The 25,553-nt window shown below is 70.2% G+C and carries 19 protein-coding genes; 14 read left to right on the top strand and 5 right to left on the bottom strand.

The window, feature by feature from the left end:
• The first annotated feature begins 14 nt into the window (after positions 1-14).
• Positions 15-344 (top strand): trypco2 family protein, encoded by a 330-nt coding sequence (locus ACEZDG_RS01905; protein ID WP_380501478.1) that lies wholly within the window; start codon positions 15-17, stop codon positions 342-344.
• 38 nt (positions 345-382) lie between these two features.
• The gene (locus tag ACEZDG_RS01900; RefSeq protein WP_380501476.1) at positions 383-3,475 is read left to right on the top strand and encodes a tetratricopeptide repeat protein; all 3,093 of its coding nucleotides are present in this window, start codon (positions 383-385) and stop codon (positions 3,473-3,475) included.
• 6 nt (positions 3,476-3,481) lie between these two features.
• On the opposite strand, the gene ACEZDG_RS01895 is transcribed toward ACEZDG_RS01900, so the two are convergent.
• Both ACEZDG_RS01895 and ACEZDG_RS01890 read right to left on the bottom strand, forming a co-directional pair.
• Positions 3,482-3,901 (bottom strand): DUF1003 domain-containing protein, encoded by a 420-nt coding sequence (locus ACEZDG_RS01895; RefSeq protein WP_380501474.1) that lies wholly within the window; start codon positions 3,899-3,901, stop codon positions 3,482-3,484.
• A 21-nt stretch (positions 3,902-3,922) separates the two neighbouring features.
• The gene (locus tag ACEZDG_RS01890; protein ID WP_380502220.1) at positions 3,923-5,584 is read right to left on the bottom strand and encodes an MFS transporter; all 1,662 of its coding nucleotides are present in this window, start codon (positions 5,582-5,584) and stop codon (positions 3,923-3,925) included.
• Positions 5,585-5,807: 223 nt separating this feature from the next.
• Here ACEZDG_RS01890 and ACEZDG_RS01885 point away from each other — a divergent pair, with 223 nt between their 5' ends.
• Positions 5,808-7,994: a DEAD/DEAH box helicase gene (locus tag ACEZDG_RS01885; RefSeq protein ID WP_380501472.1), complete on the top strand. Its 2,187-nt coding sequence runs from the start codon at positions 5,808-5,810 to the stop codon at positions 7,992-7,994.
• A gap of 51 nt (positions 7,995-8,045) precedes the next feature.
• Here the strand turns inward: ACEZDG_RS01885 and ACEZDG_RS01880 are convergent, their stop codons facing one another.
• The gene (locus tag ACEZDG_RS01880; RefSeq protein WP_380501471.1) at positions 8,046-12,269 is read right to left on the bottom strand and encodes a galactose-binding domain-containing protein; all 4,224 of its coding nucleotides are present in this window, start codon (positions 12,267-12,269) and stop codon (positions 8,046-8,048) included.
• Positions 12,270-12,733: 464 nt separating this feature from the next.
• Positions 12,734-13,906 carry an FAD-dependent oxidoreductase gene (locus ACEZDG_RS01875; RefSeq protein ID WP_380501469.1) on the bottom strand — a complete coding sequence of 391 codons (1,173 nt, stop codon included), beginning with the start codon at positions 13,904-13,906 and terminating at the stop codon, positions 12,734-12,736.
• A gap of 290 nt (positions 13,907-14,196) precedes the next feature.
• Here ACEZDG_RS01875 and ACEZDG_RS01870 point away from each other — a divergent pair, with 290 nt between their 5' ends.
• The 7 genes from ACEZDG_RS01870 to ACEZDG_RS01840 all read left to right on the top strand — a co-directional run bounded on the left by ACEZDG_RS01870 (position 14,197) and on the right by ACEZDG_RS01840 (position 22,262).
• Positions 14,197-15,891: an ABC transporter substrate-binding protein gene (locus ACEZDG_RS01870; protein WP_380501467.1), complete on the top strand. Its 1,695-nt coding sequence runs from the start codon at positions 14,197-14,199 to the stop codon at positions 15,889-15,891.
• 31 nt (positions 15,892-15,922) lie between these two features.
• Positions 15,923-16,906: an ABC transporter permease gene (locus ACEZDG_RS01865; RefSeq protein ID WP_380501465.1), complete on the top strand. Its 984-nt coding sequence runs from the start codon at positions 15,923-15,925 to the stop codon at positions 16,904-16,906.
• Positions 16,907-16,951: 45 nt separating this feature from the next.
• Positions 16,952-17,815, top strand: a complete 864-nt coding sequence (locus ACEZDG_RS01860; RefSeq protein WP_380501463.1) for an ABC transporter permease — start codon at positions 16,952-16,954, stop codon at positions 17,813-17,815.
• Positions 17,799-18,803, top strand: coding sequence for an ABC transporter ATP-binding protein (locus tag ACEZDG_RS01855; RefSeq protein WP_380501461.1), 1,005 nt, complete (start codon positions 17,799-17,801; stop codon positions 18,801-18,803). The genes ACEZDG_RS01860 and ACEZDG_RS01855 overlap by 17 nt, the downstream gene beginning before the upstream one ends.
• Complete coding sequence (locus ACEZDG_RS01850; RefSeq protein WP_380501459.1) at positions 18,800-19,993, top strand: ABC transporter ATP-binding protein; 1,194 nt, start codon at positions 18,800-18,802, stop codon at positions 19,991-19,993. The genes ACEZDG_RS01855 and ACEZDG_RS01850 overlap by 4 nt, the downstream gene beginning before the upstream one ends.
• On the top strand, positions 19,990-21,246 hold the full coding sequence (locus tag ACEZDG_RS01845; protein ID WP_380501457.1) for a 6-phospho-beta-glucosidase: 1,257 nt from the start codon (positions 19,990-19,992) through the stop codon (positions 21,244-21,246). The genes ACEZDG_RS01850 and ACEZDG_RS01845 overlap by 4 nt, the downstream gene beginning before the upstream one ends.
• A gap of 71 nt (positions 21,247-21,317) precedes the next feature.
• Positions 21,318-22,262, top strand: a complete 945-nt coding sequence (locus tag ACEZDG_RS01840) for an N-acetylglucosamine kinase (RefSeq protein WP_380501455.1) — start codon at positions 21,318-21,320, stop codon at positions 22,260-22,262.
• 179 nt (positions 22,263-22,441) lie between these two features.
• Here the strand turns inward: ACEZDG_RS01840 and ACEZDG_RS01835 are convergent, their stop codons facing one another.
• On the bottom strand, positions 22,442-22,693 hold the full coding sequence (locus tag ACEZDG_RS01835; RefSeq protein WP_380501453.1) for a hypothetical protein: 252 nt from the start codon (positions 22,691-22,693) through the stop codon (positions 22,442-22,444).
• A gap of 811 nt (positions 22,694-23,504) precedes the next feature.
• Here ACEZDG_RS01835 and ACEZDG_RS01830 point away from each other — a divergent pair.
• The 4 genes from ACEZDG_RS01830 (at position 23,505) to ACEZDG_RS01815 (ending at position 25,370) form a co-directional block, all read left to right on the top strand.
• On the top strand, positions 23,505-23,717 hold the full coding sequence (locus ACEZDG_RS01830) for a hypothetical protein (RefSeq protein ID WP_380501451.1): 213 nt from the start codon (positions 23,505-23,507) through the stop codon (positions 23,715-23,717).
• Entirely contained in the window at positions 23,701-24,225 is a 525-nt protein-coding gene (locus tag ACEZDG_RS01825; protein WP_380501449.1) for a DUF6879 family protein, read from the top strand. The genes ACEZDG_RS01830 and ACEZDG_RS01825 overlap by 17 nt, the downstream gene beginning before the upstream one ends.
• The gene (locus ACEZDG_RS01820) at positions 24,222-25,055 is read left to right on the top strand and encodes a helix-turn-helix domain-containing protein (RefSeq protein ID WP_380501447.1); all 834 of its coding nucleotides are present in this window, start codon (positions 24,222-24,224) and stop codon (positions 25,053-25,055) included. The genes ACEZDG_RS01825 and ACEZDG_RS01820 overlap by 4 nt, the downstream gene beginning before the upstream one ends.
• A gap of 99 nt (positions 25,056-25,154) precedes the next feature.
• Complete coding sequence (locus ACEZDG_RS01815) at positions 25,155-25,370, top strand: hypothetical protein (RefSeq protein WP_380501445.1); 216 nt, start codon at positions 25,155-25,157, stop codon at positions 25,368-25,370.
• Positions 25,371-25,553 lie beyond the last annotated feature (183 nt).

The following is a 25,553-nucleotide window of genomic DNA, read 5'->3' as shown; positions in this document are numbered from 1 at the left end:
GGGGGAGTGGTCACGTGGAGATCGGACTGTCGGACGCGGTCGCGGCGGTGCGGGACGAACTGCTCGAGGCGGTGGCGCGCGGGGCGGGCCAGCCGATCGCGTTCGCGGTGGGCCCGGTGGAGATGGAGTTCGAGGTCGAGCTGCGGGCCGACGCCAGGGCCAAGGCCGGTTTCCGGGTGTGGGCCGTCACCGCGGAGGCCGAGGCCGGAGTGGCGCGCGGACGCACCCACCGGGTGAAGTTCCACCTGACGCCGAAGAGCCCGCAGGGCGGTGACCTGCTGGTGCACGGTGCCGCTCACCGCCCCGCGGGTCCGGGGGACCTGAGCGGTCGTCTGGAGGACTGACCGGTAGTCAGCTGCACGCGGACGGGGCATGGACGGTAGTGGAGCGGGCACGTGTGGTCGCGGTGCAGGGCGAGGGCGGGTCGGGCTCGGGGTATGTGGTCGGTCCTCGACTGGTCCTCACCTCGGCCCATGTCGTCGTCCGCCCCGGTGCCGCCGTGCGGCTGTTCCGGCCCGGGCGGGAGGCGCGGTTCGACGCCCGGGTGGTGTGGTGCGGGGAACCCGGCGGGCGTGACGACGCGGCTCTGGTCCACATCGGCTCGCCGGCCTGGGAGGCGTGGGCGGGAGGAGTCCGGTGGGGGCGGCTGGCCACCGACACACCGGGCCGGGCCGGTGAGACCTGGGGCGTGCCGGACGTGGCCCAGCGGGCCGGCCGGGCGGTGGAGGCCAGGCAACTGCTGGGCTCGGTGAACCCGGGCAGCGGTTTTGTCGCCAACCGGCACGTCCTGGACCTGGGCCAGCATCCGCCCGACTGGTCGACCGGGGGCTCCTCGCCCTGGGGCGGACTGTCCGGAGCCGCTCTGTTCTGCGGCGATCTGCTGACCGGCGTCATCGCCGCCGACCCCGCCCATTCGGCCCATGCGGCGCTGGAGGCGGTGCCGGCCTACGTCCTGCACCGTGACGCGGGCTTCCGCGCAGCCCTGGCGGCACACGGCGCCCATGCGGTGGCGCTGGAGGCGGTCGAGTTCCAGGAACTGGCGGAGACCGCGGAACTCAATCCGCCGGGCCTGCTGGGTTCCCCTGCGGCCCTGCTGCAGGCCGGGCGCCAGGTGGTGCCGTTCCACGGCCACGCCGGTCTGCTGGACCGGCTGCGGGCCTGGCGCGGGGCGAGCGGCTTCGGCGCCTGGCTGCTGCACGGTCCCGGTGGCCAGGGCAAGACCCGCCTGGCCCACCATATGGCCGCCGAACTGGCCGGCGAGGGCTGGGCGGTGCTGTGGCTGCGCGCCGACTCCGCGCTCCAGGACCTGGACGCTCTCCGGCAGGCGGCGAAACCGCTGCTGGTGGTGGTCGACTACGCCGAGACCCGTACCGCGCAGATCGCCGCGGTGCTGCAGGCCGTCGCCCGGCACCCCGGTACGACGGCCTTCAAGATGCTGCTGCTGGCGCGGACCGCCGGCGACTGGTGGAACAGCGCCCAGGCGACGTCCCGGATGACCGAGGACCTCCTGGACGGCACACCGGTGGTCGCGCTGCGGTCCCTGGAACCGGATCCGGCCACACGGGCCGAGGCCTACCGCAGGGCGGCCGAGGCCTTCGCCCGTGCCCTGCCGGGTGTCCGCGGACACCAGGGCACGCACTGGACCGCCCTGGCCGCGAACCTGCCCGCCCCGGTGGTCGACCGGGCCGGGCTGGACAACGCGCTCACCCTGCACATGGCGGCCCTGGCCGACCTGCTGGACGCCTACGACCACTCCGGCGCCGCGCCGGCGGCCCCGGCCGGGTCCTCCACCGAGGTGGAGGACCGCCTGCTGGTGCACGAGTACCGCTACTGGCAGCAGACGGCCGCCGCGCGCGGCATCAGCCCCGGGCTCACGGCCGGCACCCTCCAGGACGCGCTGGCCGCCGCGATGCTGTTGGGCGCGGCCGACCGTGAGCAGGCGGACCGGGTCCTGCGTGCGGTCGAGGCGCTGGCGGACCAGCCGCGCGACCGGCGGGACGCCGTGCTGGAGTGGATCGCCGCCCTGTACCCGCCGACGGCCGCCGGCCCCTGGGGCAGTCTGCAGCCCGACCGGCTCGCCGAGCGATTCATCGGACGCCGCCTCGAAGCGGACGCCTCGCTGGCGCACCGGCTCACACCGGGCTGCGACAAGGCGCAGGCAACCCGACTGCTGGCCGTCTTCAGTCGGGCCGCCGCCCACTCCGCCTTCTGCGGACGCCTCGACGCGGCGCTGACCGAGCTGTGCGTCCGCAACCGCGCGGTGCTCGCGCTGGCCGCCGTCGACACCGCCTCCCGGGCGGAGTACCCGGCTCCGCTGATCACCGCACTGCGGCTGATCACCGATGATCCCGGCATTCCGCTGCCCGATCTCCAGCGGCTCAGCGACCACCTGCCCGGATCGAGCCAGCGTCTCGCCGACTGGGCCGGCGACCTCACCAGATGTCTGACGAACCGTTACCGCGCCCTGCCCGAGGACGACCAGGACCGGCTGCCGGCCCTGGCCGGCAGCCTGAACAACCTGTCCATCCGGCTGGGGGCGCTGGGCCGGGTGGAGGAGGCACTGGCCGCCATCGACGAGGCGGTGCACATCCGGCGGGCGCTGGCCTTCGACCGCCCCCTGGTCCATCTGCCGGACCTGGCCGGGAGTCTGAACAACCTCGCCAACCGGCTGGGGGCGCTGGGGCGGGCGGAGGAGGCGCTGGCCGCGGTCGAGGAGGCGGTCCGGATCCGGCGGGTCGTGGTGGTCGACCGCCCGGACCTCCACCTTCCGGACCTGGCCGGCAGTCTGAACAACCTGGCCACCAGGCTGGGCGCGCTGGGGCGGGTGGAGGAGGGGCTGGCCGCCGTCGACGAGGCGGTCCGGATCCGGCGGGCGCTGGCGCACGCCCGCCCCGACCTCTACCTCCCCGACCTGGCGCGCAGTCTCAACAACCGGTCCAACCGGCTGACGGCGCTGGCACGGCACAAGGAGGCGCTCGAGGCCGTGGAGGAAGCGGTCGCCATCCGCCGGGTCCTGGCCGGGACCCGGCCCGATGCCTACCTTCCCGACCTGGCCGGCAGTCTGAACAACCTCTCCAACCGGCTGGGAGTGCTGGGCCGGGTGGAGGAGGGGCTCGCCGCCATCGAGGAGTCCGTCGCCGCGTACCGGGCGCTGGCTGTGGTCCGGCCCGACGCGCATCTCCCCGATCTCGCGCGGAGCCTGAGCAACCAGTCCAGCCGGTTGACCGCGGTGGGGCGTGAGCAGGAGGCGCTGGCGGTGATCGAGGAGGCGGTCGGCATCCGCCGTGCGCTGGCTCTGGCCCGCCCCGGCGCGTACCTCCCCGGGCTCGCGCGGAGCCTGGGCAGCCAGTCCAGCCGGTTGACCGCGGTGGGGCGTGAGCAGGAGGCGCTGGCGGTCGCCCAGGAGGCCCTGGGCATCCGCCGGGTCCTCGCCGGCGCCCGGCTCGGGCCGGACGGACCGCCCGCACCGCTGTAGCCGGCGTCAGCGCGGGGTGCCGTCCCCCTCGCCCGCGAGCAGGCGGCGGTGCAGTTCCGTGGTCATGGCGTGGATCGCCCGGGTCAGCTCGGTGTTGGTCTTCAGCTCGAGCTCCTGCTCCACGAAGTCGTGGTCGGCCTTGGCCTGCTGGAACGCCGCCTGGCGGTTCTGGCCGATCATGACGAAGGTGGAGAGGAAGATCGCCTCCAGCGAGACCACCAGGGTCAGCGTCGGCCAGGGGCTGCCCTCGACCAGGAGCATCCAGACCGCGAAGCCGACCGCGTGGATGTAGACGAAGAGCATCGAACCGGCGAACTTGGTGATGGCGTCGGCGATACGGACCTGCAGGTCCGCGGACTGCCGGGCGAGGTGGGCGTCGACCACGGGGTGGTGCAGGGGCTGCGGTGGCGACTGCGGCTGGGTCATGGGTCGGGCCTTCCCGGCGGGTCAGGGGCGGATGCTGCTTGACGAGGCATCATCCCTGATCCGGGGAGTCGGTGCGGACCCCGCCGTCCTTCCGCCGTCACGGCCTCGCAGCAGCGAGGCCAGGGCGGCGACCACGGCCATCGCGGCGGCGGCGATGAAGACGATGGTGAGGCCGTGGTGCAGCGGCCCGGAGATCAGGTGCGGGAAGAACTCGGTGCCGGTCAGGGTCGAGGCGTTGTGGGCCGGGAGGGTGTGCAGCACGCCGGAGGGCGCGAGCAGGTGGCCGACCGGGTTCTGACCGAGGAAGGCGGCGAACAGGGTGGATACCGGGGGCAGCGAGGACACCGTCCCGGCCACCCCGGCCGGCACGCCCTGGGCCTGCAGCCCCGAACTGAGGGTCTGCGGCAGGTCGCTGGCCAGTCCGGTGACCATCAGTGAGAAGAAGATGCCGATCGACAGCGACATCCCGGAGTTCTGGAAGGTCGCCCGCATGCCGGAGGCCGCACCGCGCCGCTCCGGCGGCACACTGCCCATGATCGCCGAGGTGTTGGGCGCGGAGAACATGCCCTGCCCGATGCCGTTGGCGAAGACGACCACCGCGAAGACCGGGTAGGAGAAGTCGACCGGCAGGAACAGCAGCCCCACGAACGAGCCGGCCATCAGCAGCAGCCCGCCGGTGGCGAAGGTCCTGGCCCCGAAGCGGTCCGAGAGGTAGCCGCTGATGGGACCGGAGATCAGGAACCCGGCGGTCAGCGGGATCAGCGCGATCCCGGCCCAGAGCGGGGTGTCCTCGTAGGCGTAGCCGTGCAGCGGCAGCCAGACCCCCTGCAGCCAGATGATCAGCATGAACTGCAGCCCGCCGCGCGCGATCGCGGTGAGCAGCGAGGCCGCGTTCCCGGCCGCGAAGGCGCGGATCTTGAACAGCCCCAGATGGAACATGGGCTCGGCCACCCGGGTCTCGACGATCGCGAAGACGACCAGCAGCCCGACCCCGGCTCCCAGCGCCGCGAGCACCGCCGGGTTGGTCCAGCCGGTCGGGTGGCCGCCGTAGGGCTGGATGCCGTAGGTGATCCCGGCCAGCAGCGCCAGCGCCCCGAAGGTGAAGGTGAGGTTCCCGGCCCAGTCGATGCCGGCCGGCCGGCTGGCGCCGATCTCACGGAGGCTGCGGTAGGACCAGAGGGTGCCGACGATGCCGATCGGCACATTGATCCAGAACACCGCCCGCCAGTCGACGGTGGCCAGCACCCCGCCCGCGATCAGGCCGAGGAACTGCCCGGAGAGCCCGGCGATCTGATTGACGCCCAGGGCCATCCCGCGCTGCTCGGCGGGGAAGGCGTCGGTGAGGATGGCGGCGGAGTTGGCCATCAGCATCGCGCCGCCGACGGCCTGCAGGATGCGGAAGCCGATCAGCCACAGCGCTCCGCCGGCCCCGTGCATCGGGTCGAGCGACAGCGCCAGCGAGGTGAGGCTGAAGACGGCGAAGCCCAGGTTGTAGATCCTGACCCGGCCGTAGATGTCGCCGAGCCGCCCGAGCGCGACCACCAGGACCGCGGTGACCAGCAGGTATCCCATGATCAGCCACAGCAGGTAGCTGATGTTCCCCGGTGCCAGCGGGTCGAGCCCGATGCCCCGGAAGATGGCGGGCATGGCGATGATCACGATGGAGGCGTCCAGCGTGGCCATGAAGACACCGAGGGTGGTGTTCGACAGAGCCACCCACTTGTAGCGCGGGCTCGGGGGCGACTGCGGCGAGGACTGCTTGGCTGTGGCACGCACTTCGCCATCCTAAGAACCTTAGTTGGCATAAGCAATAGTGCCCGGATGCCGGGCGGCCCCGGCGTCCGGTCCCGGAATGTCCGACCCCGGGTCTACGCTGAGCCGCGCCGAACGACGATCCGGGGGAGCAATGAGCACCGCACCGTACGATCCGCAGCGCCCCCACCCCGGCCGCCGCAGCCGCGAAGTGCTGCGGCGCGCCACCGAGCTGCGCGGCAGGGCCAGGAGCCTGCTGGCCGACCACGAGCAGGCCAGGAACGCCGTCGAACAGGCGGTCGGCCCGGTCCGGGGCGCCCTGGTCGGCGCCGCGCTCGAGAGCATGCCGGTGGCCGAACTGGCCAGGACCACCAGCGGACAGCTGCGGGTGGACGCGCTGGAGCAGGCCGGCCTCGGCAGCGTCGGCGCGGTCCTGCGCACCTCGCCGGAGGCGCTGCGCCGGCTGCCCGGCGTCAGCCGGCTCAGCGCTGACCAGGCCCTGGCCGCAGCCCAGCAACTGGCCGAGGCCGCCGGACACGCCATCAGCGTCACCCTGGACGTCGACCGCCAGGACGCCCCCTCCACCGCGCTGGTGCTCGCCCTGAACCGGCTGGTCGTCGCCGGACCGGACGCGGACCGGGCCCGCGAGGCCGCCACCCGGCTGGACCGGGCGATCACCGCACTGCTCGCCGAGGCCGCCCCGGCCCGCTCCCGGCTGCGGCACACCCTGGCCGGCAGCAGGCGGCGGACGCCCGCGCTGACCGCCGTCGCCGCGCTGCACACCCTGCTGGCCGAGGCCGCGGCGGACGAACTGCCGCTGCTGTTCAGCCAGGCCGGGGTGGACCTGCTGCGCCCGAGCCCGTCCCCGGCCGAGGCGTGGATCGACTTCGAGCTGCGCGCCGCCGACCACTACAGCGTGCTGGACCGGATCGGCGGACCCGACCCCGACCCCGAGGCCGCCACCGGGCACCTGCCGTCCGACCTGGTCGGCCGGATCAGCGGCCAGGAGCTGGACCGCTCCCAGCTGCGGGTCTCGCTGCGCGGCTACCAGGCCTTCGGCGCCCGCTTCGCGCTGGCCCGGCGGCGGGTGATCCTCGGCGACGAGATGGGCCTCGGCAAGACCGTCCAGGCCATCGCCGCGATGGCGCACCTCAGGGCCAGGGGCGGCACCCACTTCCTGGTGGTCTGCCCGACCGGGGTGATGGTCAACTGGATGCGCGAGCTGGAACGCCGCAGCGTGCTGCCCGCGGTCCGGGTCTACGGGGACGACCGCCAGGACGCGCTGCGGGCCTGGCAGCAGCACGGCGGCGTCGCCGTCACCAGCTACGGGATGCTGCGCTCGCTGCCGCGGCCGGAGCGGACGGCCGCTCTCGCCATGCTGGTCGTGGACGAGGCGCACCTGGTGAAGAACCCGAAGACGCAGCGCTCCCAGCAGGTCGCCGAATGGGCCGCCGGGGCCGAGCGGGTGCTGTTCCTCACCGGCACCGCGATGGAGAACCGGGTGGGTGAATTCACCTCGCTGGTCGCCCAGTTGGGCGTTCCGCCGGAACTGCTGCGCGACATCGGCGCGGTGGCCCGCGCGGACGACTTCCGCAAGGCCGTCGCCCCGGTCTACCTGCGCCGGAACCAGCAGGACGTGCTGGCCGAACTCCCGGGCACGGTACGGACGGACGAGTGGGCCGAGTTCTCCGCCGACGACCTGAGCGCCTACCGGGCCGCGGTCGAGTCCCGCAACTTCATGGCCATGCGCCGAGCTGCCTACCGGCACCCGGAGCAGTCGGCGAAACTGGTCCGGCTGCGCGAACTCGTGGCCGAGGCAGCGGCGGACGGGCTCAAGGTCATCGTCTTCTCCTCCTTCCACGACGTCCTCGCCGCCGTCGGCACCGCGCTGCGCGACCAGGGCACCCCCTTCTTCGGCCCGCTGGACGGAAGCACCCCGGCGCTGGACCGGCAGCGGCTGGTGGACGACTTCGGCGCCGCGCCGGGACATGCGGTGATGGTCAGTCAGATCCAGGTCGGGGGACTGGGGTTGAACATCCAGGCCGCCTCGGTGGTGATCCTCTGCGAGCCGCAGATCAAGCCCTCGCTGGAGAGCCAGGCGGTGGGCCGGGTGCACCGGATGGGCCAGGTGCGACGGGTGCGGGTGCACCGGCTGCTGGCGGCGGACAGCATGGACCAGCGGCTGGTGGAACTGCTCAACCGCAAGGAGCGGGCCTTCGACGCCTACGCCCGCCGCAGCGAACTCGCCGAGACCGAACCGGAGGCGCTGGACATCTCCGAGGAGTCGCTGGCCCGGCAGCTGGTCGAGGACGAGCTGCTCAGGCTGGCCGCCCCGGCATGAAGCCGGGGGCCCCTCCCGATGGAGGAGCCCCCGGCCGTCATCCGCGCACCGCTACGGGTTCACAGTGATCGTGAACGTCGAGGTGGTGTTCTGGATGTTGATGAAGTTGTTGCTCTCGGTGAGGTGGTTGAACACGGCGGTTCCGACCGCCGGTCCCTGGCCCGCCTCGGGCAGCTGGTTGGCCCAGATGCCGTAGCCGGACTTGGCGTTGTAGGCGTCGCCGCTCTGCTGCGCCCCGGTGATGGACACATTGGTGAAGATGGTGTCGGTGACCGGGTACTGGGCGGTGCTGCCGACGTAGTCGGTCTGGAACATGATGCCGGAGTAGGTCGGGTCGGTGATGTCCACGCTGTTGACCCGGATCCCCTGGAACGGCTGGGTGGCGGAGAAGACCCAGATGGCGGGGAAGACCTGCCCGCTCCAGAAGTGGCCGCCGTCGCGGACGAGGGAGACGTTCTGGATGGTGGTGGGCTGGGTCCCGAAGCCCTGGAAGGGATAGCCGAAGTTCAGCGAGCTGATGGTGATGCCCGCGTAGGTCAGCGTGTCCGCCACATAGAGGTTCTGCATGATGTTGTTCTCGCCGCCGTAGACGGCGATGCCGGCCGCGCGCCACGGGGTGACCGCGGTGAGGTTCTGGAAGGTGTTGTTGGTCAGGTCGGAGGAGTTGTGGTCCTGGGCGGCGAACAGCGCGAAGCTGTCGTCACCGGTGGACCTCGCCTCGTCATTGCTGACCAGGTTGCCCGAACTGCCGTTGGTGAGGTTGATGCCGTCCGCGAAGGTGTCGCGGATGCGCATGTTGGTGGCGGTCAGACCGGTGACGTGGGTGCCCCAGATGGCGACGACCGTGTGCTCGACCCAGATGTTGTCGATGGTCAGGTTGGACACGTCGGTCAGGTCGAAGACCTTGCCCGGGCCGTCGATCCGGGAGGTGTAGTTCCCGAAGAAGGCGAACCCGCTGAACGTCGACCCGTTGGCACTGGACTGGACCGAGAATCCGGCGTCGGTGTTGGCCTGGGTCTGGTCGGTGCTGAACTGGGTGTACCAGGGTCCGGCGCCGACGACCTTGATGGCCTTCTGGCCGACCTGGAACTTGCCGGTGGTCTGGTACTGCCCGGCGGGCAGGTAGACGCCGGTGTAGGTGCTGGAGTTGGCGACGGTGGTCAGGGCGTTCTGCACGTCCTGCTGGCCGAAGCCGGCCGGCACCAGGTACTTGGTCGGGTCCGGGTTGGCGACCGGGGCGACCTGCTCGGTGTTGATGTAGTCGATCGCGTACTGCGAGGTGTTGGCGGCGTCCTTCTGCAGCCGGATCACGCTGTTCGCGGGAACCGGGGTGTTCAGGATGACATGGGCCTCGTCGTAGATGTGGCGCGGTCCGGCGGCCGACGGGTCGTTGCCGGGCCCGGTCTCGGCCCCGTAGAGCCAGGCGTACTTGGAGTTGAGGGTGATGGTCTGGGCGAAGGTGCCGTTGACGTAGACGTCCAGGGTGGCGGTGGTGCCGCCGCCGCCCGCCGCGTCCGGGATGGAGAAGCGGGTGACCAGGGTGTTGGTCGGGTCGGTGGTGTTCCACTGGACGTAGGAGCCGGTGGAGTTGAGGGTGACGGCCTTGCGGCCGGAGGCCTCGCCGGCCAGGTCGCCGATGGTGCGGTTGGGACCGACCACGGCCGCCCCGCCGCCGATCATGCCGTCCTCGGCCTCATAGGAGTCGTAGGGCATGTTCGCCCCGCGGCCCACGAAGAACGAGGTGTCGGAGGTGTTGTTGCCCTGCTTGATCGGCAGTTCGTTGGCGTCCACGGCCACCTGCGTGTGCAGGGTGTACTTGCCGTTGGCCGCCGTCCAGGAGCCGAGCGCGACCGGGCCGCTGCTCGCGCCGGACGCCAGGCTGCCGGAGTAGCTGCCGGTCAGGGTCTTGACCACGCTGTTGTTGCTGTCGAGCAGGGTGAGTGTGATCGCGTGCGCCCCGGAGGCGGTGGCGACCGTGCCCTGGTTCTTCAGCGTGACGTTGAAGTTGACGGTATTGCCCGCGGCCGGGGTGCTGGGGGACCAGGTGACCGCGGAGGGCACCAGGTCCGAGCTCTGCACCGGGGTCACGACCAGGTTGGTCGGGTTGGTGTAGGAGTTGTTGGCGTCGTTCAGCTCGACGACCGTATTGGCCTCGTCGACCTTGGCGGTGAGCGCGTAGCTGCCGGCGCTCTGGGTGCCGATGCTCGCCGAGACGGTGCTGCTGGCACCGGCGGCCAGGGCGCCCACGGCGGCCGTGCCGACCTTGGTGGTGCCCAGGTAGAAGTTGACGTTGGTGGCGCCCGCAGCCGCGGTGCCGGTGTTCTTGACGGTGGCCGAGGCGGTGATCGAGTCGGTCTCGATCGGCGCGGTCGGCGTCCAGGAGGAGGCGGTGACCGTCAGGTCGGGGTTGGGCGCGGGCACGCCGATCACCTGGAACTCGGCGGCCTGGCCGCCGGGAGCACCGGTGTTGCTGGTGATCGACAGCTCCACGTCGGCGACCCGGGCGGTGACCGGGATGCTGACGGTGTTTCCGGTGGCCGGGTTGAAGGTGTACGCCGTCGCCGGCGAGATGCTGGTGAAGCCGGTCGCGCTCTGCTCACGGCCCAGCACCTGGATGGTCTGGGTGCGGGTGCCCCAGGAGGCGTCCGGGTTGAGCTTGACCACGATGGAGGACACGTCCGCGTTGGCACCCAACTGCACGGTGAGCTGCGAGGGGTAGGAGGCGCCCTCGAAGTACGTGGTCACATCGTTGTCGTTGGCGTTGGTGGCCACGAAGGTGAAGGTGGCCGGGGTGCCGGTGATCGGCTTGCCGATCGCCAGGTTGGTGCCGGGACCGCCGCCGCCGGAACCGGTGCGGGTGACGGTGTTGCTCGCGGCGGACTGGTTCCCGGCCGCGTCATGAGCCTTGACGTAGTACGAGACCGTGGCCGTGTCCGGCTGCGAGTCGGTGTAGGTCAGCCCGGTGACCGTGGTCGCCAGCGATCCGTTGCGGTAGATGTCGTAGCCGGTGACGCCCACGTTGTCGGTGGAAGCGGTCCAGCTCAGGGCGATCTGGCCGGAGGCCGGGGAGGTGTAGGCCAGGTTGCCGGGGGCGGTCGGCGGAGTGGTGTCCACCGGGGCGCTGCCGGTACGGGTCACGGTGTTGCTGTTGCCCGACTGGTTGCCCACCGCGTCATGGGCCCGCACGTAGTACGAGACCGTGGCGGTGTCCGGCTGCGAGTCGGTGTAGGTCAGCCCGGTCACCGTGGTGGCCAGCACGCCGTTGCGGTACAGGTCGTACCCGGTCACCCCGACATTGTCGGTGGACGCGTTCCAGGTCAGCTTGATCTGGCCGGAGGCGGGCGAGGTGTACGCAAGCCCGGTCGGCGCGGACGGCGGAGTGACATCGCCGCTGGTGGGCCCGTAGACCTCGAACTCCGAGATCTGACCGGCCGGCCACCCGGTGTTGGCGGTGATCAGCAGCCGCAGATAGCGCGTGGTGGCGGTGGGGACGGTGATGGTGACGGTATTGCCGGTGGACGGGTTGAAGCTGTAGCCCGCCGAGGCGACCAGGGTGGAGAAGTTGCTGTTGTCGGTGCTGCCCTGGACGGTCAGGGTCTCGGTCCTGGTCGCCCAGGAGCTGTCCGCCGGGAGCTTCAGCACCACCTGGTTGACGCTCACCGACGCGCCGAGGTCGACCTGCAGCCACTGCGGGAAGGCGTTGTTGGTGCTCTCCCAGTAGGTGGCCTGGTTGCCGTCGTTGGCGTTGCTCGCGGCATAGGTCTGGCTGACCCCGCTGGAGCTCATGGTCTTGCCCAGCGCCAGGTTGGCGGAGGTGCCGCCGCCGGTCGCCCCGTAGAGCTCCAGCTCGGACAGCTGCGCCGCCGCCCAGCCGGTGTTGGCGGTGATGTTGATCCGCAGGTAGCGGGTGCTGGTGGCACCGAAGTTGATGGTCACCGTGTTGCTGCTGTTGGGGTCGAAGGTGTACCCCGCCGAGGCCACGATGGTGGAGAAGGTCGATCCGTCGGTGCTGCCCTGCACGGACAGGGTCTCGGTCCGCGCCCCCCAGCCGGTCGGGAGCTTCAGCACGGCCTGGTTGACGGACGTGGCCGAACCCAGGTCGATCTGGGCCCACTGCGGGAACGCGCCGGTGCTCTCCCAGTAGCTGGCCTGGTTGCCGTCATTGAGGTTTCCGGTGACGTACTGGCCGTTGCTGCTGCTGGCGGTGGCGGTCTTGCCCAGGGCCAGGTTGGTCCCGGCGGCCGACGCCGGAAGCATGTTCAACACCGGGAGCATGGCGACGAGCATCCCGATCAGTGCCAGGACGGCCGTCCTGAGGCTCGGGGTTCTGGCTCTGTCATGACGTGTGCTGCGCTGACTGCTGCTGCTTGTGAGCATCCTCTTCCTCTGCTTCTGCGACTGCATGGAGGGCACGCCGGGTCGTCGGATCCGACCGTCGGGCGGTGCGCGGCAGTGTGCAGCTGAGAAAGACATCACGTGCCTCTCCGGGGTGGCGGAGTGAGCCGTAAATTGCAGACCGCATCTTGGCGATTACCGCCATGATGATAGATATTTGCAGCTACCGGGCAGGAAGTTACAGAGCCCCCATGGCGACGTCAATGGATCGCGCAGACTTCGCTGCACGGGCAATCGAGGGCATTGGCGACGCTGCAGGCCAAGGGAAGTGACACTCGGTCAGCTCGTTGCAGGCGATGCATACTGATCAAGCATCAGTACGTCGCCAAGTTGCGAAGCTCCGCCTAGGGGCGCAGCCGCGCCGTCGCCCCGGAGTTGGAGGCGGGCAGTGCGAAGCGCGCGGGGGCCTCGGCCTTGCCGAGGACCAGGTCGGCGGTGAGCCGTCCGATCAGCGGGGCGTACTTCCCGCCGTGCCCCGAGCAGGGCGACACGATCACCAGTGAACCGGCCCGGTCCAGCACGAAGTCGCCGCCGGGGGTGCTGGTCCGCAGGCTGGTGGCCGCCGCGAACGGCTCCGGGTCCAGCTCCGGCAGCCGCTGCCGTACGTATCCGCTGACGGCCTGGCGCGAGGCCGGGTCGACCACGCCGCTCCTGGTGCCGGCCGTGGTCACCCGGCCGTCGTCGAGCAGGCTGAGCTTGAACGCGCCCAGCACGCCGTCGGTGCCGCCGTCGGCCCCGGAGGGCAGGCCGAGCACCTGCTGTTCCCCCCGGTGGACAAAAACCGGCCAGCCCGGACGCGGGCCGGGCTGCTCGCGCCGGCGGAAGTGGAACACCTGCTGCTGGGTGACGGTGAGCGGCGGCAGTCGGACCGGGAGGCCGAGTTCCGGCAGCCAGGCCCCGGCGGCGACCACCACCAGCTCGGCCCGGACCGGTGCCGCGTCCAGGCCGGGACCGCGCAGCGCGACCTCTCCCGAGCGCAGCTGCTCGATCCGGGCCACCCTGACCCCGGTCCGCAGCTCGGCGCCATGGGCCACGGCCCGGCCCACGCAGGCGGCGACGGTGGCGTCGGGATCCAGCCAGCCGCCGTCCGGGTGGTACAGCACCGGGCCCGGGTCGAACCGCAGCTGCGGCCAGCGTTCGGCGGCCTCCTCGGCCGCCAGTAACTCGTGCGGCACCCCGGCCGCGCCCAGCCGTGCCGCCAGCCGGACCGGATCCCGTCGCGCGCCGAAGTCCAGCGCCCCGGTCCGGTGCCGCAGCCGCGTCCCGGCGTCCGCCTCCAGCTCCAGCCAGCAGGCCTCGGCCTGCCCGGAGAGCTCGACATAGAGGCTGTCGGCGCTGCTGCGGGCGTAGAGCTGCGAGCTGCCGTGCGAGCTGCCCTGCCGGTGCCCGGGGCGGTAGGCCTCGACCAGGGCGGTGGAGATCCCGCGCCGGGCCAGCTCCCAGGCGGTGGCCGCGCCGGCCAGGCCCGCGCCGATGACGGCGACCTGGTAGCGGTCGGCGGGGTCGCGGGCGGTCATGGCACCCCCAGGGCGGCCTGCTGGAAGGGCATCTGAACAACAGTCAGTCCGCACCAGTACAGCGCTGTCGTATTGCCGACAGATTTCCTGGAAGCAACCTCTTGGTCCGAGCCCGCCGAGTGCACCGGAATCCGAACGCCAGTGTCCGCTGATGCTCTGGTCATCGGTCTAGTTAGGAAGGGTTCTTGACAGTTCCTCGAATGCCCGCAACCCTCTACCCAACATCACTTAGTAAAACTCCCTAACTAACACTCGGCCACGGAGCGAAAGGCAAGACCCTCATGCCCAGCATGTTGAGAGGCACCTCCAAGAAGAGAGTCAGGGCGCTCGGCGTGACCGCCGTGGTCGCGTCCGCGCTGCTGGTCAGCGCCTGCGGGTCCGGCGGGTCCGCCGGCAAGGGCGGCGACAGTGCGGGCGGTGGCAAGCGCGGCGGGGTGCTGACCATCGCCAACGTCCAGGGCGGCCTGTGGACCTGCGCGTTCAACCCGTACAACAACTCGTCGAACTTCCTGTCGGCAGGCACCGTCTACGAGCCGCTGATGTTCGTCAACGCGCTGCAGAGCGACAAGACCACGCCGTGGCTGGCCACCAAGTTCGCCTGGAGCAACAACAACAAGACGCTGACCTTCACCATCAGGGACGGGGTGAAGTGGAGCGACGGCCAGCCGATGACGGCCGACGACGTGCTCTACACCTTCAACCTGCTGAAGGCGAACCCGGCGCTGGACCTCAACGCCATCTGGGCGGTGCTCTCCTCGGTCAAGAAGGTCGGCAGCGACCAGATCGCCGTGAACTTCAACTCGCCCGCGCTGCCGTACTTCTACTACATCGCCGACCAGGTCCCGATCGTCCCGCAGCACATCTGGTCCACCATCAAGGACCCGGTCTCCTACAAGGACGACAAGCCGATCGGCACCGGCCCGTACGTGATCAACCCCTGTACGCCGCAGAACATCACCTACACGGCCAACCCCAAGTACTGGCAGCCGGGCCTGCCGAAGGTCACCACGGTCAAGTACCCGGCCTACACCAGCAACGACCCGGCCAACAACCAGCTCGCCACCGGCCAGGCCCAGTGGGGAAGCCAGTTCATCCCCAACATCGACAAGTTCTACACGCAGCGCAGCAAGGACAACCACACCTGGTCGCCGCCGATCACCCAGGTCTCGCTGTTCCTCAACGAGAAGGTCGCCCCGCTGGACAACCCGGTGGTCCGCAAGGCCCTCGCCTACGCGACCGACCGGCAGAAGGCGTCCACCATCGGCGAGGGCGGCCAGGAGCCTCCCGGCCACCAGATAGGCGTCATCCCGGAGACCTACCCGGACTGGGTGGACCCCTCGGTCAAGGCGGACGACGACTACAGCTACAACCCGCAGAAGGCGGACCAGCTGCTGGAGGGCATCGGCGCCAGGAAGGGCCCCGACGGCATCTATGTGCTGAACGGCAAGAAGCTCAGCTTCTCGGTCGTCAACCAGGGCGACTACGGCGACTGGGTGGCCACCCTGCAGGTGGTCGCGCAGGGCATGAAGGCCGCCGGCATCGGGCTGACCATCGACAACCTCAGCTCCGACGCCTACGACAACAAGCTGTTCAACGGGACCTACGAGATCGGCTACTACGGCGAGACCGGCGGCCCCAACCCGTACTACGAGCTGCGCCAGTGGCTGTACTCCAAGAACAGCGCGCCGATCGGCAAGCCGGCCGCGACCAACTTCGAGCGCTACAGCAACCCGGCCGCCGACCAGCTGTTCGACCAGTACGCGGCGACCTCGGACCCGGCGCTGCAGAAGAACATCATCGGCCAGATCGAGAAGCTGATGATCAACGACGTCCCGGTGATCCCGGTGACTGAGTCGGTGGCCTGGTACCAGTACAACACCGCGAAGTTCTCCGGCTGGCCGACCAAGGCCGACCCCTACGCCGTCCCCGCGGCCTTCAGCTACCCCGACATCGGCCAGGTGCTGCTGCACCTCCAGCCCAAGTAACCAGAGAAACAAGAGAAGAGAGGTCCACAGGGTGAGATTTCTGATCCGCCGCCTGGGGTTCTTCGTGCTCACCCTGTGGGCCGCACTGACCATCAACTTCGCCATCCCGCACCTGCTGCCCGGCTCGCCGGTCACCGCGATGATGGCCCGCTACCACGGCCACCTCACCGGCAAGTCGCTGGAGGCGGTCGAGACCGCCCTCGGCATCAACACCCATGCCAGCCTGCTGTCGCAGTACTTCACCTACCTGGGGAACTGCGCCACGCTCAACTTCGGCACCTCGGTGCAGGAGTTCCCGGCCTCGGTCACCAGCATCGTCGGGGCGGCCATCCCCTGGACGCTGGGCCTGGTCGGGGTCACCACCGTGCTCGCTTTCCTGCTCGGGACCGGGATCGGCGCACTCGCCGCCTGGAAGCGCGGGAGCAGGCTGGACAGCTTCCTGCCGCCGCTGTTCGTGGTCGGCACCGGGCTGCCGTACTTCTGGGTCGCCATCGTCCTGATCATGGTGTTCGCCGACATCAACCCCTGGCTGCCGTCCGCCTTCGGCAGTGACAGCAGCTATGTCCAGGGCTGGAACAGTGACTTCATCGGCTCGGTGCTGCAGCACGCGATCCTGCCGGCCGTGTCGATCCTGATCACCTCGGTCGGCGTCTGGGTGCTGACCATGCGCAACACCATGGTCACCACCCTGGCCGAGGACTACATCCGGATGGCCAGGGCCAAGGGCCTGTCCGGCCGCCGGATCATGATCGACTACGCCGCCCGCAACTCGATCCTGCCGAACCTCACCGGGTTCGCCATGTCGCTCGGCTTCGTGGTCAGCGGCGCCGTGCTGGTCGAGTACGTCTTCGACTACCCCGGCGTGGGCTTCCAGCTGGTCCAGGCGGTGAACAACGAGGACTTCCCGGTCATGCAGTGCCTGTTCCTGGTGATCACGGTGGCCGTGCTGGTCTCGGTGCTGCTCGCCGACATCGCGACCGCCCTGCTCGACCCCCGAACCCGGAACGCCAGGTAGCTCCCCGCACGGGAGCCGCCGGCAGAGCGCGAGGTAACAACCCCTATGGCAACCCTGTTCAGAGCGATCCGGCACAACGGCAAAGCCGCCGCCGGACTGCTGATCCTGCTTCTCTTCGTGATCATGGCCGCCGTGCCCAACCTGATCGTGCCGGGCAATCCGGGCACCATCACCGACCAGGTCTCCCAGGGCAGTTCGGGCAAGCACCTGCTCGGGACCACCGCCCTCGGCCAGGACGTCCTGGTCCAGGTCGTACACGGGGCCCGACCGGCCCTGCTGATCGCCGTCGTGGCCGGCCTGCTGGCCACGGTGATCTCGGTGCTGATCGGCATCTCCGCCGCCTACCTCGGCGGCGCCTGGGACGACGGACTCAACCTGTTCACCGACGTGGTGCTGGTGATCCCGACCCTGCCGCTGGTGATCGTGATCGCCGGCTACTTCTCGCACCACAGCATCTTCGTCCTGGTGATCGCCCTGGTGGTGACCGGCTGGTCCTACGGGGCCCGCCAACTCCGGTCGCAGGCACTGTCCCTGCGCAACCGGGACTTCCTGGAGGCGGCCCGGGTCCGCGGCGAGCGCCGCTCGTACGTGATCTTCTTCGAGCTGCTGCCCAATATGACCTCGCTGATCGTCGCCAACTTCCTCGGTTCGGCGCTCTACTCCATCCTCACCGCCTCCGGCCTGGAGTTCCTCGGCCTGGGCGACACCAGCAACTCCGACTGGGGCACCATGCTCTACTGGGCGCAGAACCAGTCCGCGCTGCAGACCGGCCAGTACATCTGGGCGGTGGCCCCCGGGCTCTGCATCGCCCTGCTCGGCACCTCGTTCGCGCTGCTCAACAACGCCTTCGACGAGATCAGCAACCCCGCCCTGCGCCCGGTGAGGAGGCTCCGTGTCGCCGCGTCCTGACTCCCGTGACGTCCCGCTGCTGGACGTCCGCGACCTCACCGTCGAGTACGCCACCGCCAAGGGCTCCGCCCTGGCCGTGGACAAGGTCAGCTTCACCCTCCGCCGGGGCGAGTTCCTCGGCATCGTCGGCGAGTCCGGCTGCGGCAAGTCCACGCTGCTGTTCGGCATCGCCCAACTGCTCAGCCCGCCCGCCGGAATCACCGGCGGCAGCGTCGAGTTCAAGGGCCGCAACCTGGTCACCATGACCGAGAAGCAGCTCAACACGGTCCGCTGGTCCGAGCTCTCAGTGGTCATGCAGAGCGCCATGAACGCGCTCAACCCGGTCACCACCATCGGCGCCCAGTTCCGCGACGTGCTCAGGGCCCACAGCTACGACACTGATATCAACGCCCGCTCCCGGGAGGTGATGGAGCTGGTCGGCGTCGACCCGGTGCACCTCGGCAGCTACCCGCACCAGCTCTCCGGCGGAATGCGGCAGCGGGCGATGATCGCCATGGCGCTGCTGTTCACCCCCGACCTGATCATCATGGACGAGCCCACCTCGGCCCTGGACGTGGTGGCCCAGCGCTCGCTGATGGTGCAGATCAAGCAGCTGCAGCGGGAGTTGGGCTTCGCCATCATCTTCGTCACCCACGACATGTCGCTGGTCAGCCACTTCTCCGACCGGCTGATCGTGATGTACGGGGGGCAGATCGCCGAACTCGGGGACACCCGCACCGTGTTCGACACCCCCAGGCACCCCTACAGCCGGGGCTTGCTGGACGCCTTCCCGTCGATCCGCGGACCGCGCGTCCCGCTGCTCGGCATCCCCGGCTCCCCGCCCGACCTGGCCGAACTGCCCACCGGCTGCCGCTTCGCGGCCCGCTGCCCGCAGGCCATGCCCAGCTGCACCGAGGTGGAGCCCGCACTGTACGACGTCGACCAGGTCCTGGTGCGCTGCCTGCTGCACGCCCCGGACCGGGTCGGTTCGAAGGAGACCCCGGTATGAGCCAGCCGCAGCAGTCCTACCCGGTTCCGTTTCCGTCCCAGGTCCCCGACGATGTCCCGCTGCTCCGCACCGAGGGGCTGACCCGGCACTTCCAGATCGGCGGCATCTTCTCCAAGAAGAACCTGCACGCCGTCGACGGGGCCGAACTCAGCATCGGCCGGGGCGAGATCGTCGCCCTGGCCGGGGAGAGCGGCAGCGGCAAGTCCACCGTCGCCCGGCTGCTGGCCAAGGTGTACCGGCCGACCGCCGGCGAGATCTGGTTCGACGGCAAGCCGCTGTCCCAACTGCGCTCCCGCACAGATGTGCTGGCCTACCGCAGCCAGGCGCCGATGGTGTTCCAGGACCCGTTCAGCTCGATCAACCCGGTCTACCGGATCTCCCACGGCATCCTGCGCACCCTCAAGCTGCACCGCCCCGAGCTCAACGCCGAGCAGCGCACCGCGGAGGCCGAGCGCCTGCTCACCGTGGTCGGGCTGACCCCGGCCGACCAGTACCTGCAGAAGTTCCCGTACGAGATGAGCGGGGGACAGCGGCAGCGGATCGGCTTCGCCCAGGCGCTGGCGTCCAACCCCAAGCTGATCATCGCGGACGAGCCGGTCTCCATGCTGGACGTCTCGATCCGGATCGGCCTGCTCAACCTGATGACCGAGCTGCGGGACCGGCAGGGCGTCTCCTTCCTGTACATCACCCACGACCTGGCCAGCGCCCGCTACGCCGCGGACCGACTGATCGTCATGTACGCCGGGCACATCGTGGAGCAGGGGCCGATCGAGGAGATCCTGGCCGCGCCCAAGCACCCGTACACCCAGCTGCTGCTGGCCACCGTGCCCGACCCGCGCGCCCCGCTGGCCGACCTGGCGGGCGCCGACAAGGGGGAGCCGCCGAAGGTGGTCGACCCCCGTCCCGGCTGCCGGTTCCGGGCCCGCTGCCCGGTCGCCGTGGCCCAGTGCGCCACGGTCACCCCGGAGCTGCGGCTGCTGGGCGACCGGCACCAGGCCGCCTGCCACGTCGCCGTGCCCGGCTCGGCCGCCACCTCCGGCTCGGCCGCCACCTCCGGCTCGGCCGCCACCTCCGGCGCCGCGTTCGGCGCGACGTCCGGTGCTGCGTCCGGCGCGACGCCCGGCGCCAGGCCCGGCACGCCCCTCACCGCCCCCACCCGGGCCATACCGACTCCCAGGGACCCCGCATGAAGCTCACCATCGTCGGCGGAGGATCGACCTACACCCCGGAGCTGGTCGACGGAATCGCCCGGCTCCGCGACCGGCTGCCGGTCACCGAACTGGTGCTGGTCGACCCGGTAGCCGACCGGCTGGCCCTGGTCGGCGGCCTGGCCGCGCGGATCATGGCCGCCCAGGGCCACCCCGCCCCGGTCCGCTGGACCAGCGACCTCAAGGACGGCGTCGAGGGCGCCGGCGCGGTGCTGCTGCAACTGCGCATCGGCGGCCAGGCGGCCCGGCAGCGGGACGAGACCTGGCCGCTGGAGTGCGGCTGCGTCGGCCAGGAGACCACCGGCGCCGGCGGCCTGGCCAAGGCGCTGCGCACGGTCCCGGTGGTGCTGGACATCGCCGAGCAGGTGCGTCAGCACGCCGCCCCCGACGCCTGGATCATCGACTTCACCAACCCGGTCGGCATCGTCACCCGCGCCCTGCTGGACGCCGGCCACCGCGCCGTCGGGCTGTGCAACGTCGCCATCGGCTTCCAGCGCCGCTTCGCCGCCGGCGCCGGGGTCGCCCCCGAGCGGGTCGCCCTGGACCACTTCGGCCTGAACCACCTCACCTGGATCCGCGGCGTGCGGATCGACGGCGAGGAGGTGCTGCCGCAGCTGCTGGAGCAGCGTCTGGACGAACTGGCGGAGGAGATCGAACTGCCGTCCCCGCTGCTGCGGCGGCTCGGCGCGATCCCGTCCTACTACCTGCGCTACTACTACCAGCACGACGCGGTGGTGCAAGAGCAGCGCGGCGCCGAGACCAGGGGCGCCGCGGTGGCCGCGATGGAGCGTCAACTGCTGGCCATGTACGCCGATCCGGCCCTGGACCACAAACCCGAGCTGCTGGCCCAGCGCGGCGGGGCCTTCTACTCCGAGGCCGCGGTCAACCTGCTGGCCTCGCTGGTCGCCGACACCGGCGACGTCCAGGTCGCCAATGTGCGCAACAACGGCACCATGCCGTTCCTCGGCGACGACGCGGTCATCGAGGTCCCCGCCGTGATCGGGGCCGGCGGCGCGGTGCCGCTGCCGCTGGCCCCGGTCCCGGCCCGCTACGCCGGGCTGATCGCCCATGCCAGCGCCTACGAGGAACTGGCGCTCGACGCCGCACTGCACGGCGGCCGGGACCGGGTCTTCGATGCCCTGCTCACCCACCCACTGGTCGGCCAGTACGACCAGGCCGAGAAGCTCACCGACCTGCTGCTGCGCGAGAACAAGGACTACCTGGAGTGGATCTGACGCAGCATCACCACACGGGGGCTGCCGGCGGGGCGGGGGCTACGGGGGCCGGGAAGGGCCGTCTCCCCGCGGTGCTCGCCATCGACGGCGGCAACAGCAAGACCGACCTGGCCCTGATAGCCGACGACGGCAGCCTGCTCGCCAGCGTCCGCGGACCGGGTTCCACCGCCCCCAACGGCAGCACCCTCGCGCCCATGGTCGCCGCACTGGCCGCCAAGGCCGGATTGGACCCGGCCGCGGGCCCGATCGCCCGGCACACCTCCGCCTGCCTGGCCAACGTCGACCTGCCGGAGGAGGAGGCCGCGCTCTCGGCCCAACTCGCCGAACTGCGCTGGACGGACACCTCCCAGGTGCTCAACGACACCTTCGCGCTGCTCCGTTCGGGCACCCACCGCCCCTGGGGTGTCGCCGTGGTCTGCGGCGCGGGCATGAACTGCGCTGGCGTCGCCCCGGACGGCCGGACCGCCCGCTTCCTGGCCCTCGGCCACTTCACCGGCGACTGGGGCGGTGGCCGCTGGCTCGGCAGCGAGATCATGCACGCCGCGATGCGCGCCGAGGACGGACGCGGCCCGGAGACCCTGCTCCGGGAGCGGGTCGCCCGCTACTTCGGCGAGTCGACCATGCACGACGTGGCCGTCGCCGTGCACCAGGGTCGGCTGACCGACGAACAGGTGATCACCCTCACCCGGGTGCTGTTCACCGCCGCGGACGAGGGCGACCCGCTGTCGGTCGCCCTGGTGGACCGTCAGGCCGACGAGGTGTTCCTGATGGCCCGCTCGGTCCTGGACCGCCTCGACCTGGCCGGCACGGAGGTGGAGGTGGTCCTCGGCGGCGGCATCCTGGCCAGCGGGCACCCGCTGATCACCGAGGGTGTCGAGACCAGGCTCAAGGAGCACGCCCCGGCCGCGCTGCCCCGCTACGCCGACGTCCCCCCGGTCGCCGGCGCCGCCCTCCTGGGCCTGGACCACCTGGGCGCCCCGCCGGAAGCCCTGGCCCGCCTCCGCACCAACTACTGACCGGGGGTGGGTCGGGGTGCGGACCCCGCCGGGGGCACCCACGCGCGTGCGTTGACGGCGCCCGCCGTACCTCCGTTCCCCGGAACGGAGGTACGGCGGGCGCCGTCGGTTCACACCCGCCGCGCACGGAGCAGGGCACCGCCGCCGCGCCGCCGCTTCCGCCCCTGTGCCGGTCGCGGTCAGACCCGGCCGCGCTGGGTGCGCCGCCCGAAGGACCTGGCCGTGTGCACGACGCCGGCCGGCAGCACCGCGCCGAGCACCGCGCCGAGCAGCGGGGCGGAGAGCAGGGCCAGATCCTCCAGCACCTGGCCGACCGGGACCGCCTCGTCCGTGAACAGAAACGCCCAGGGCAGCACCCCCAGTGCTATGCCCAGAGCCCGCAGCCGGTCCGGACGCCGTGCTGCGAGCACCACCAGGACTGCGATCGCCACCGCCATCAACAGGTTGAGGCCCGCCGCGCCGGCCGGCGCGAAGGGCGCGGCCCCGGCGACGAACCGAGCCGGGTGCGCAGCCGCAGCGCGTGCGCCGCCAGGCTGGCGCGCTCGCGCAGCAGCGGAAGGCCGGAGAGCCCGGCCGTGGACAGCGGCTTGCTCGGCCCGGGGACGGTGACTGCATGACGGGACTGGACCCGGCCGCTGGATCCGGTTCTACCCGCGCCGCTACCGCGCCGCCTACGGCGACGAGATCGCCGAGGTCCACGCGCCGTACCGGCGACCGGACCCGGGCGCCGTACGCGCGGAGTGCGCGAGGCGCCGCTGCGCCTCCTCCACGGTCCGGCTCAACCGCTCGGTCTCGGCCACCAAGACGTCCCGGCCGGTGTCGGTAAGCACATAGCTGCGCCGCAGCCGACCGCCGACCCCGCGGAGCGTCGGCCAACGCGGTCAGCACAAGCCGCGTCGGCTCCGGGAGTTGACGTTCAGTTATAGCCCGAGCATGGGACGCCTTATCGACATATGTCGATGATCTGCCTATTCCCATCCCCAGCCGCCGCCACCACCCAACCGAACCGCGCCCCGAGCCCTCGCCCTGACCCGGTGACCCCGCGACCCCTTCTCGCCCCCGTTGCCGCCGGTACCCGCACGCCGATCGCGGCCGGTGTCGACGGCCTGTACGTGAGCCGTTCGGCGTTGATCATCTATTCCAGGACGGGAATACTCTCATTGCGGCATAGACGCAGTTGCCGCCGCCCCATAGCGTCGTTGGTGAGGCCGGGAAGCCCCGGACTCGACAAGGGGGTTGACCATGTCAGAGAAGACCGGCCTTACCCGGCTCACGGGGCTACTCGGCGGCCCGAACTGCGATGACGACGACTGCCCAAACGTGTACCGCACCGAAGCCGGGAGCTTCGTGGTCCAGGGCGCTGCCTTCGACGGCTTCCAGCCGCCGGACGGCGAAGGACTGGTGGAGATCCCCGAGCACACCCTGAGGGAGGCTGTCCGTGCTCTTGGATGGTGAGAGGTGGCGTGAGGTATTCGACGCCTTCGAGCACGATGCATGGCGCTTTGAGGCGCAACCAACCTACACCATGCCCAATGAGAGCGAGAGCCTTGCTCGCTTTCTTCGGGGAGACCCCAAACCTGTGGACCACAATGTGCGTTGGCACCGGCGAGTGCGTGCATACAGGGCTGCAGGGAGGACGGTAGGCCGAGTTCGGATGGTTCGGCGGCCATTGACGGACTATCAGCGCTACCAATTTGCATGGGGTATCCCTGGGAACATCGACGCAGGGGAAGACATCCGTATCCTGGATGCGACTCAAACCGATTACGGATTGCCGCTGACCGGCCGCGATTGGTGGATCTTCGACGACGCCACGGTCGTTGATCTCAATTTTCGCCCCGACGGAACACAGATCAGCCGTGAATTGCTTGAGTCTCCGGATATCTCCCAGTATCTTCGATGGCGGAGTGTTGCCATGGAGCACTCAGTACCTTTCGCACAGTATCTGAAAGAGAATGGGTGACGTTCGACCCCGACGAGCTGGGGCGCTCGAAGCAGGACCTGGCAGAAAGTCTGAGAGAACTGCGCAAGCGGGCTGGCCTCACCGGTGAGGGGCTAGCCCGCCTTTGCCATGTGTCGCAGTCCAAAATCTCGAAGATCGAGACCGGGAGGGTCACGCCGAATCTGACCGACGTGGAATGCATCCTCCGGGCTGTCGGCGCACCTGCGGAGCTGGTGGGGGAGATAACCGCGCTGGCCCGGCTTGCGTCCACGGAGTGGCAGGACAAGCGTTCCTCATGGCGCAGGGGAATTGAGAGACGCCAGGCTGAGCTGGCGGCGCTCGAAGCCGGTGCTACTCGGCTGCGATATTTTCTACCCGCCATGATTACCGGCCTCCTTGCTACTCCTGAATACATCCGGGCAAGCCTGGCCCATGCCCCGGGCGGCATCGCGGGCACGGTGGCACGCAAGATCGAACGTCAGGCAATTCTCTATGACGAGGGGAAGCACTTCACATTCATTCTCAGTGAGCAGGCAGTCAAATGGCCCATGTTGCCGGCGCGAGTCATGGCGGTCCAGGTCGACCGCCTCGTTTCATTGTCGCATCTGCCCAACATTGAGCTGGGGGTAATCCCGTACGGGGCCTTTTCTACTCGCGGCCCCATGAACACGTTCACCGTCTACGATGAGCGCCTCGCTACGGCGGAAACTTTCACGGGTCGGTTGGTGTTCCAGGATGCGCGCGATGTACGGCAGCATCTAGAAATATTCGCGCTTTTCGAGACTGTGACAGTCTTCGGCGACGCTGCCCGCGAATCCCTCGGTGAATGGGCGCGTACATATCGCGAGTGATCCTTTATGCAACCACAGGAATTATTGTGCTCGCCACCCGATTTCGCTTCTAGCCTTGGAGTAGCCGAAGGAATTGCAAGCTGACGGAGAGCGATATCCATGACGACGCAGCAGGATCTCCAGAACGACCCCTATCGGTTGGCTATTGTTGCCGCCGAACGGCTCCGTGCGGCGCTCGCCGTCCATGGCCTTGCGATTCCCTCGCTGCGGGGTGGGCATCCGGCCGTCAGCACGCCGATGGTGGAACTGGGCGGCTGCTCCGCCGACGTGGCTGAGGCCCTTGCCGCCGTGTTGGAGAGGGTGGACCCGGCGTGAGCGCAGACCCGCAGGGGGACAGCCACTCTCCGCCGGACTTCGACTACGGGTTTGCGCCCCGTGCCCCTCAGCCGGTCGGTGATTGCCCCATGTGTGCTGACCTGTCGGGCCGCAGGGCGAGTGCGAGGGCCGCGCACAACCTGAGCGCTGTCTCCGACATCAACGTCATGCTTCGAGGGCACC

Origin of the sequence: Streptacidiphilus alkalitolerans (assembly GCF_042511045.1) — a bacterium.
In the GTDB taxonomy this organism is placed as follows: domain Bacteria; phylum Actinomycetota; class Actinomycetes; order Streptomycetales; family Streptomycetaceae; genus Streptacidiphilus; species Streptacidiphilus alkalitolerans.
The sequence above is the reverse complement of the archived record's forward strand: the minus strand, read 5'-3'. Positions and strand labels throughout refer to the sequence as shown.

Coding starts and splice junctions, on each gene's coding strand:
- ACEZDG_RS01895 (WP_380501474.1), bottom strand. CDS start 3,901: ATGACCCAGCCGCAGTCGCCACCGCAGCCCCTGCACCACCCCGTGGTC.
- ACEZDG_RS01890 (WP_380502220.1), bottom strand. CDS start 5,584: ATGGCCACGCTGGACGCCTCCATCGTGATCATCGCCATGCCCGCCATC.
- ACEZDG_RS01885 (WP_380501472.1), top strand. CDS start 5,808: ATGAGCACCGCACCGTACGATCCGCAGCGCCCCCACCCCGGCCGCCGC.
- ACEZDG_RS01880 (WP_380501471.1), bottom strand. CDS start 12,269: ATGCTCCCGGTGTTGAACATGCTTCCGGCGTCGGCCGCCGGGACCAAC.
- ACEZDG_RS01875 (WP_380501469.1), bottom strand. CDS start 13,906: ATGACCGCCCGCGACCCCGCCGACCGCTACCAGGTCGCCGTCATCGGC.
- ACEZDG_RS01870 (WP_380501467.1), top strand. CDS start 14,197: ATGTTGAGAGGCACCTCCAAGAAGAGAGTCAGGGCGCTCGGCGTGACC.
- ACEZDG_RS01860 (WP_380501463.1), top strand. CDS start 16,952: ATGGCAACCCTGTTCAGAGCGATCCGGCACAACGGCAAAGCCGCCGCC.
- ACEZDG_RS01850 (WP_380501459.1), top strand. CDS start 18,800: ATGAGCCAGCCGCAGCAGTCCTACCCGGTTCCGTTTCCGTCCCAGGTC.
- ACEZDG_RS01845 (WP_380501457.1), top strand. CDS start 19,990: ATGAAGCTCACCATCGTCGGCGGAGGATCGACCTACACCCCGGAGCTG.
- ACEZDG_RS01830 (WP_380501451.1), top strand. CDS start 23,505: ATGTCAGAGAAGACCGGCCTTACCCGGCTCACGGGGCTACTCGGCGGC.
- ACEZDG_RS01815 (WP_380501445.1), top strand. CDS start 25,155: ATGACGACGCAGCAGGATCTCCAGAACGACCCCTATCGGTTGGCTATT.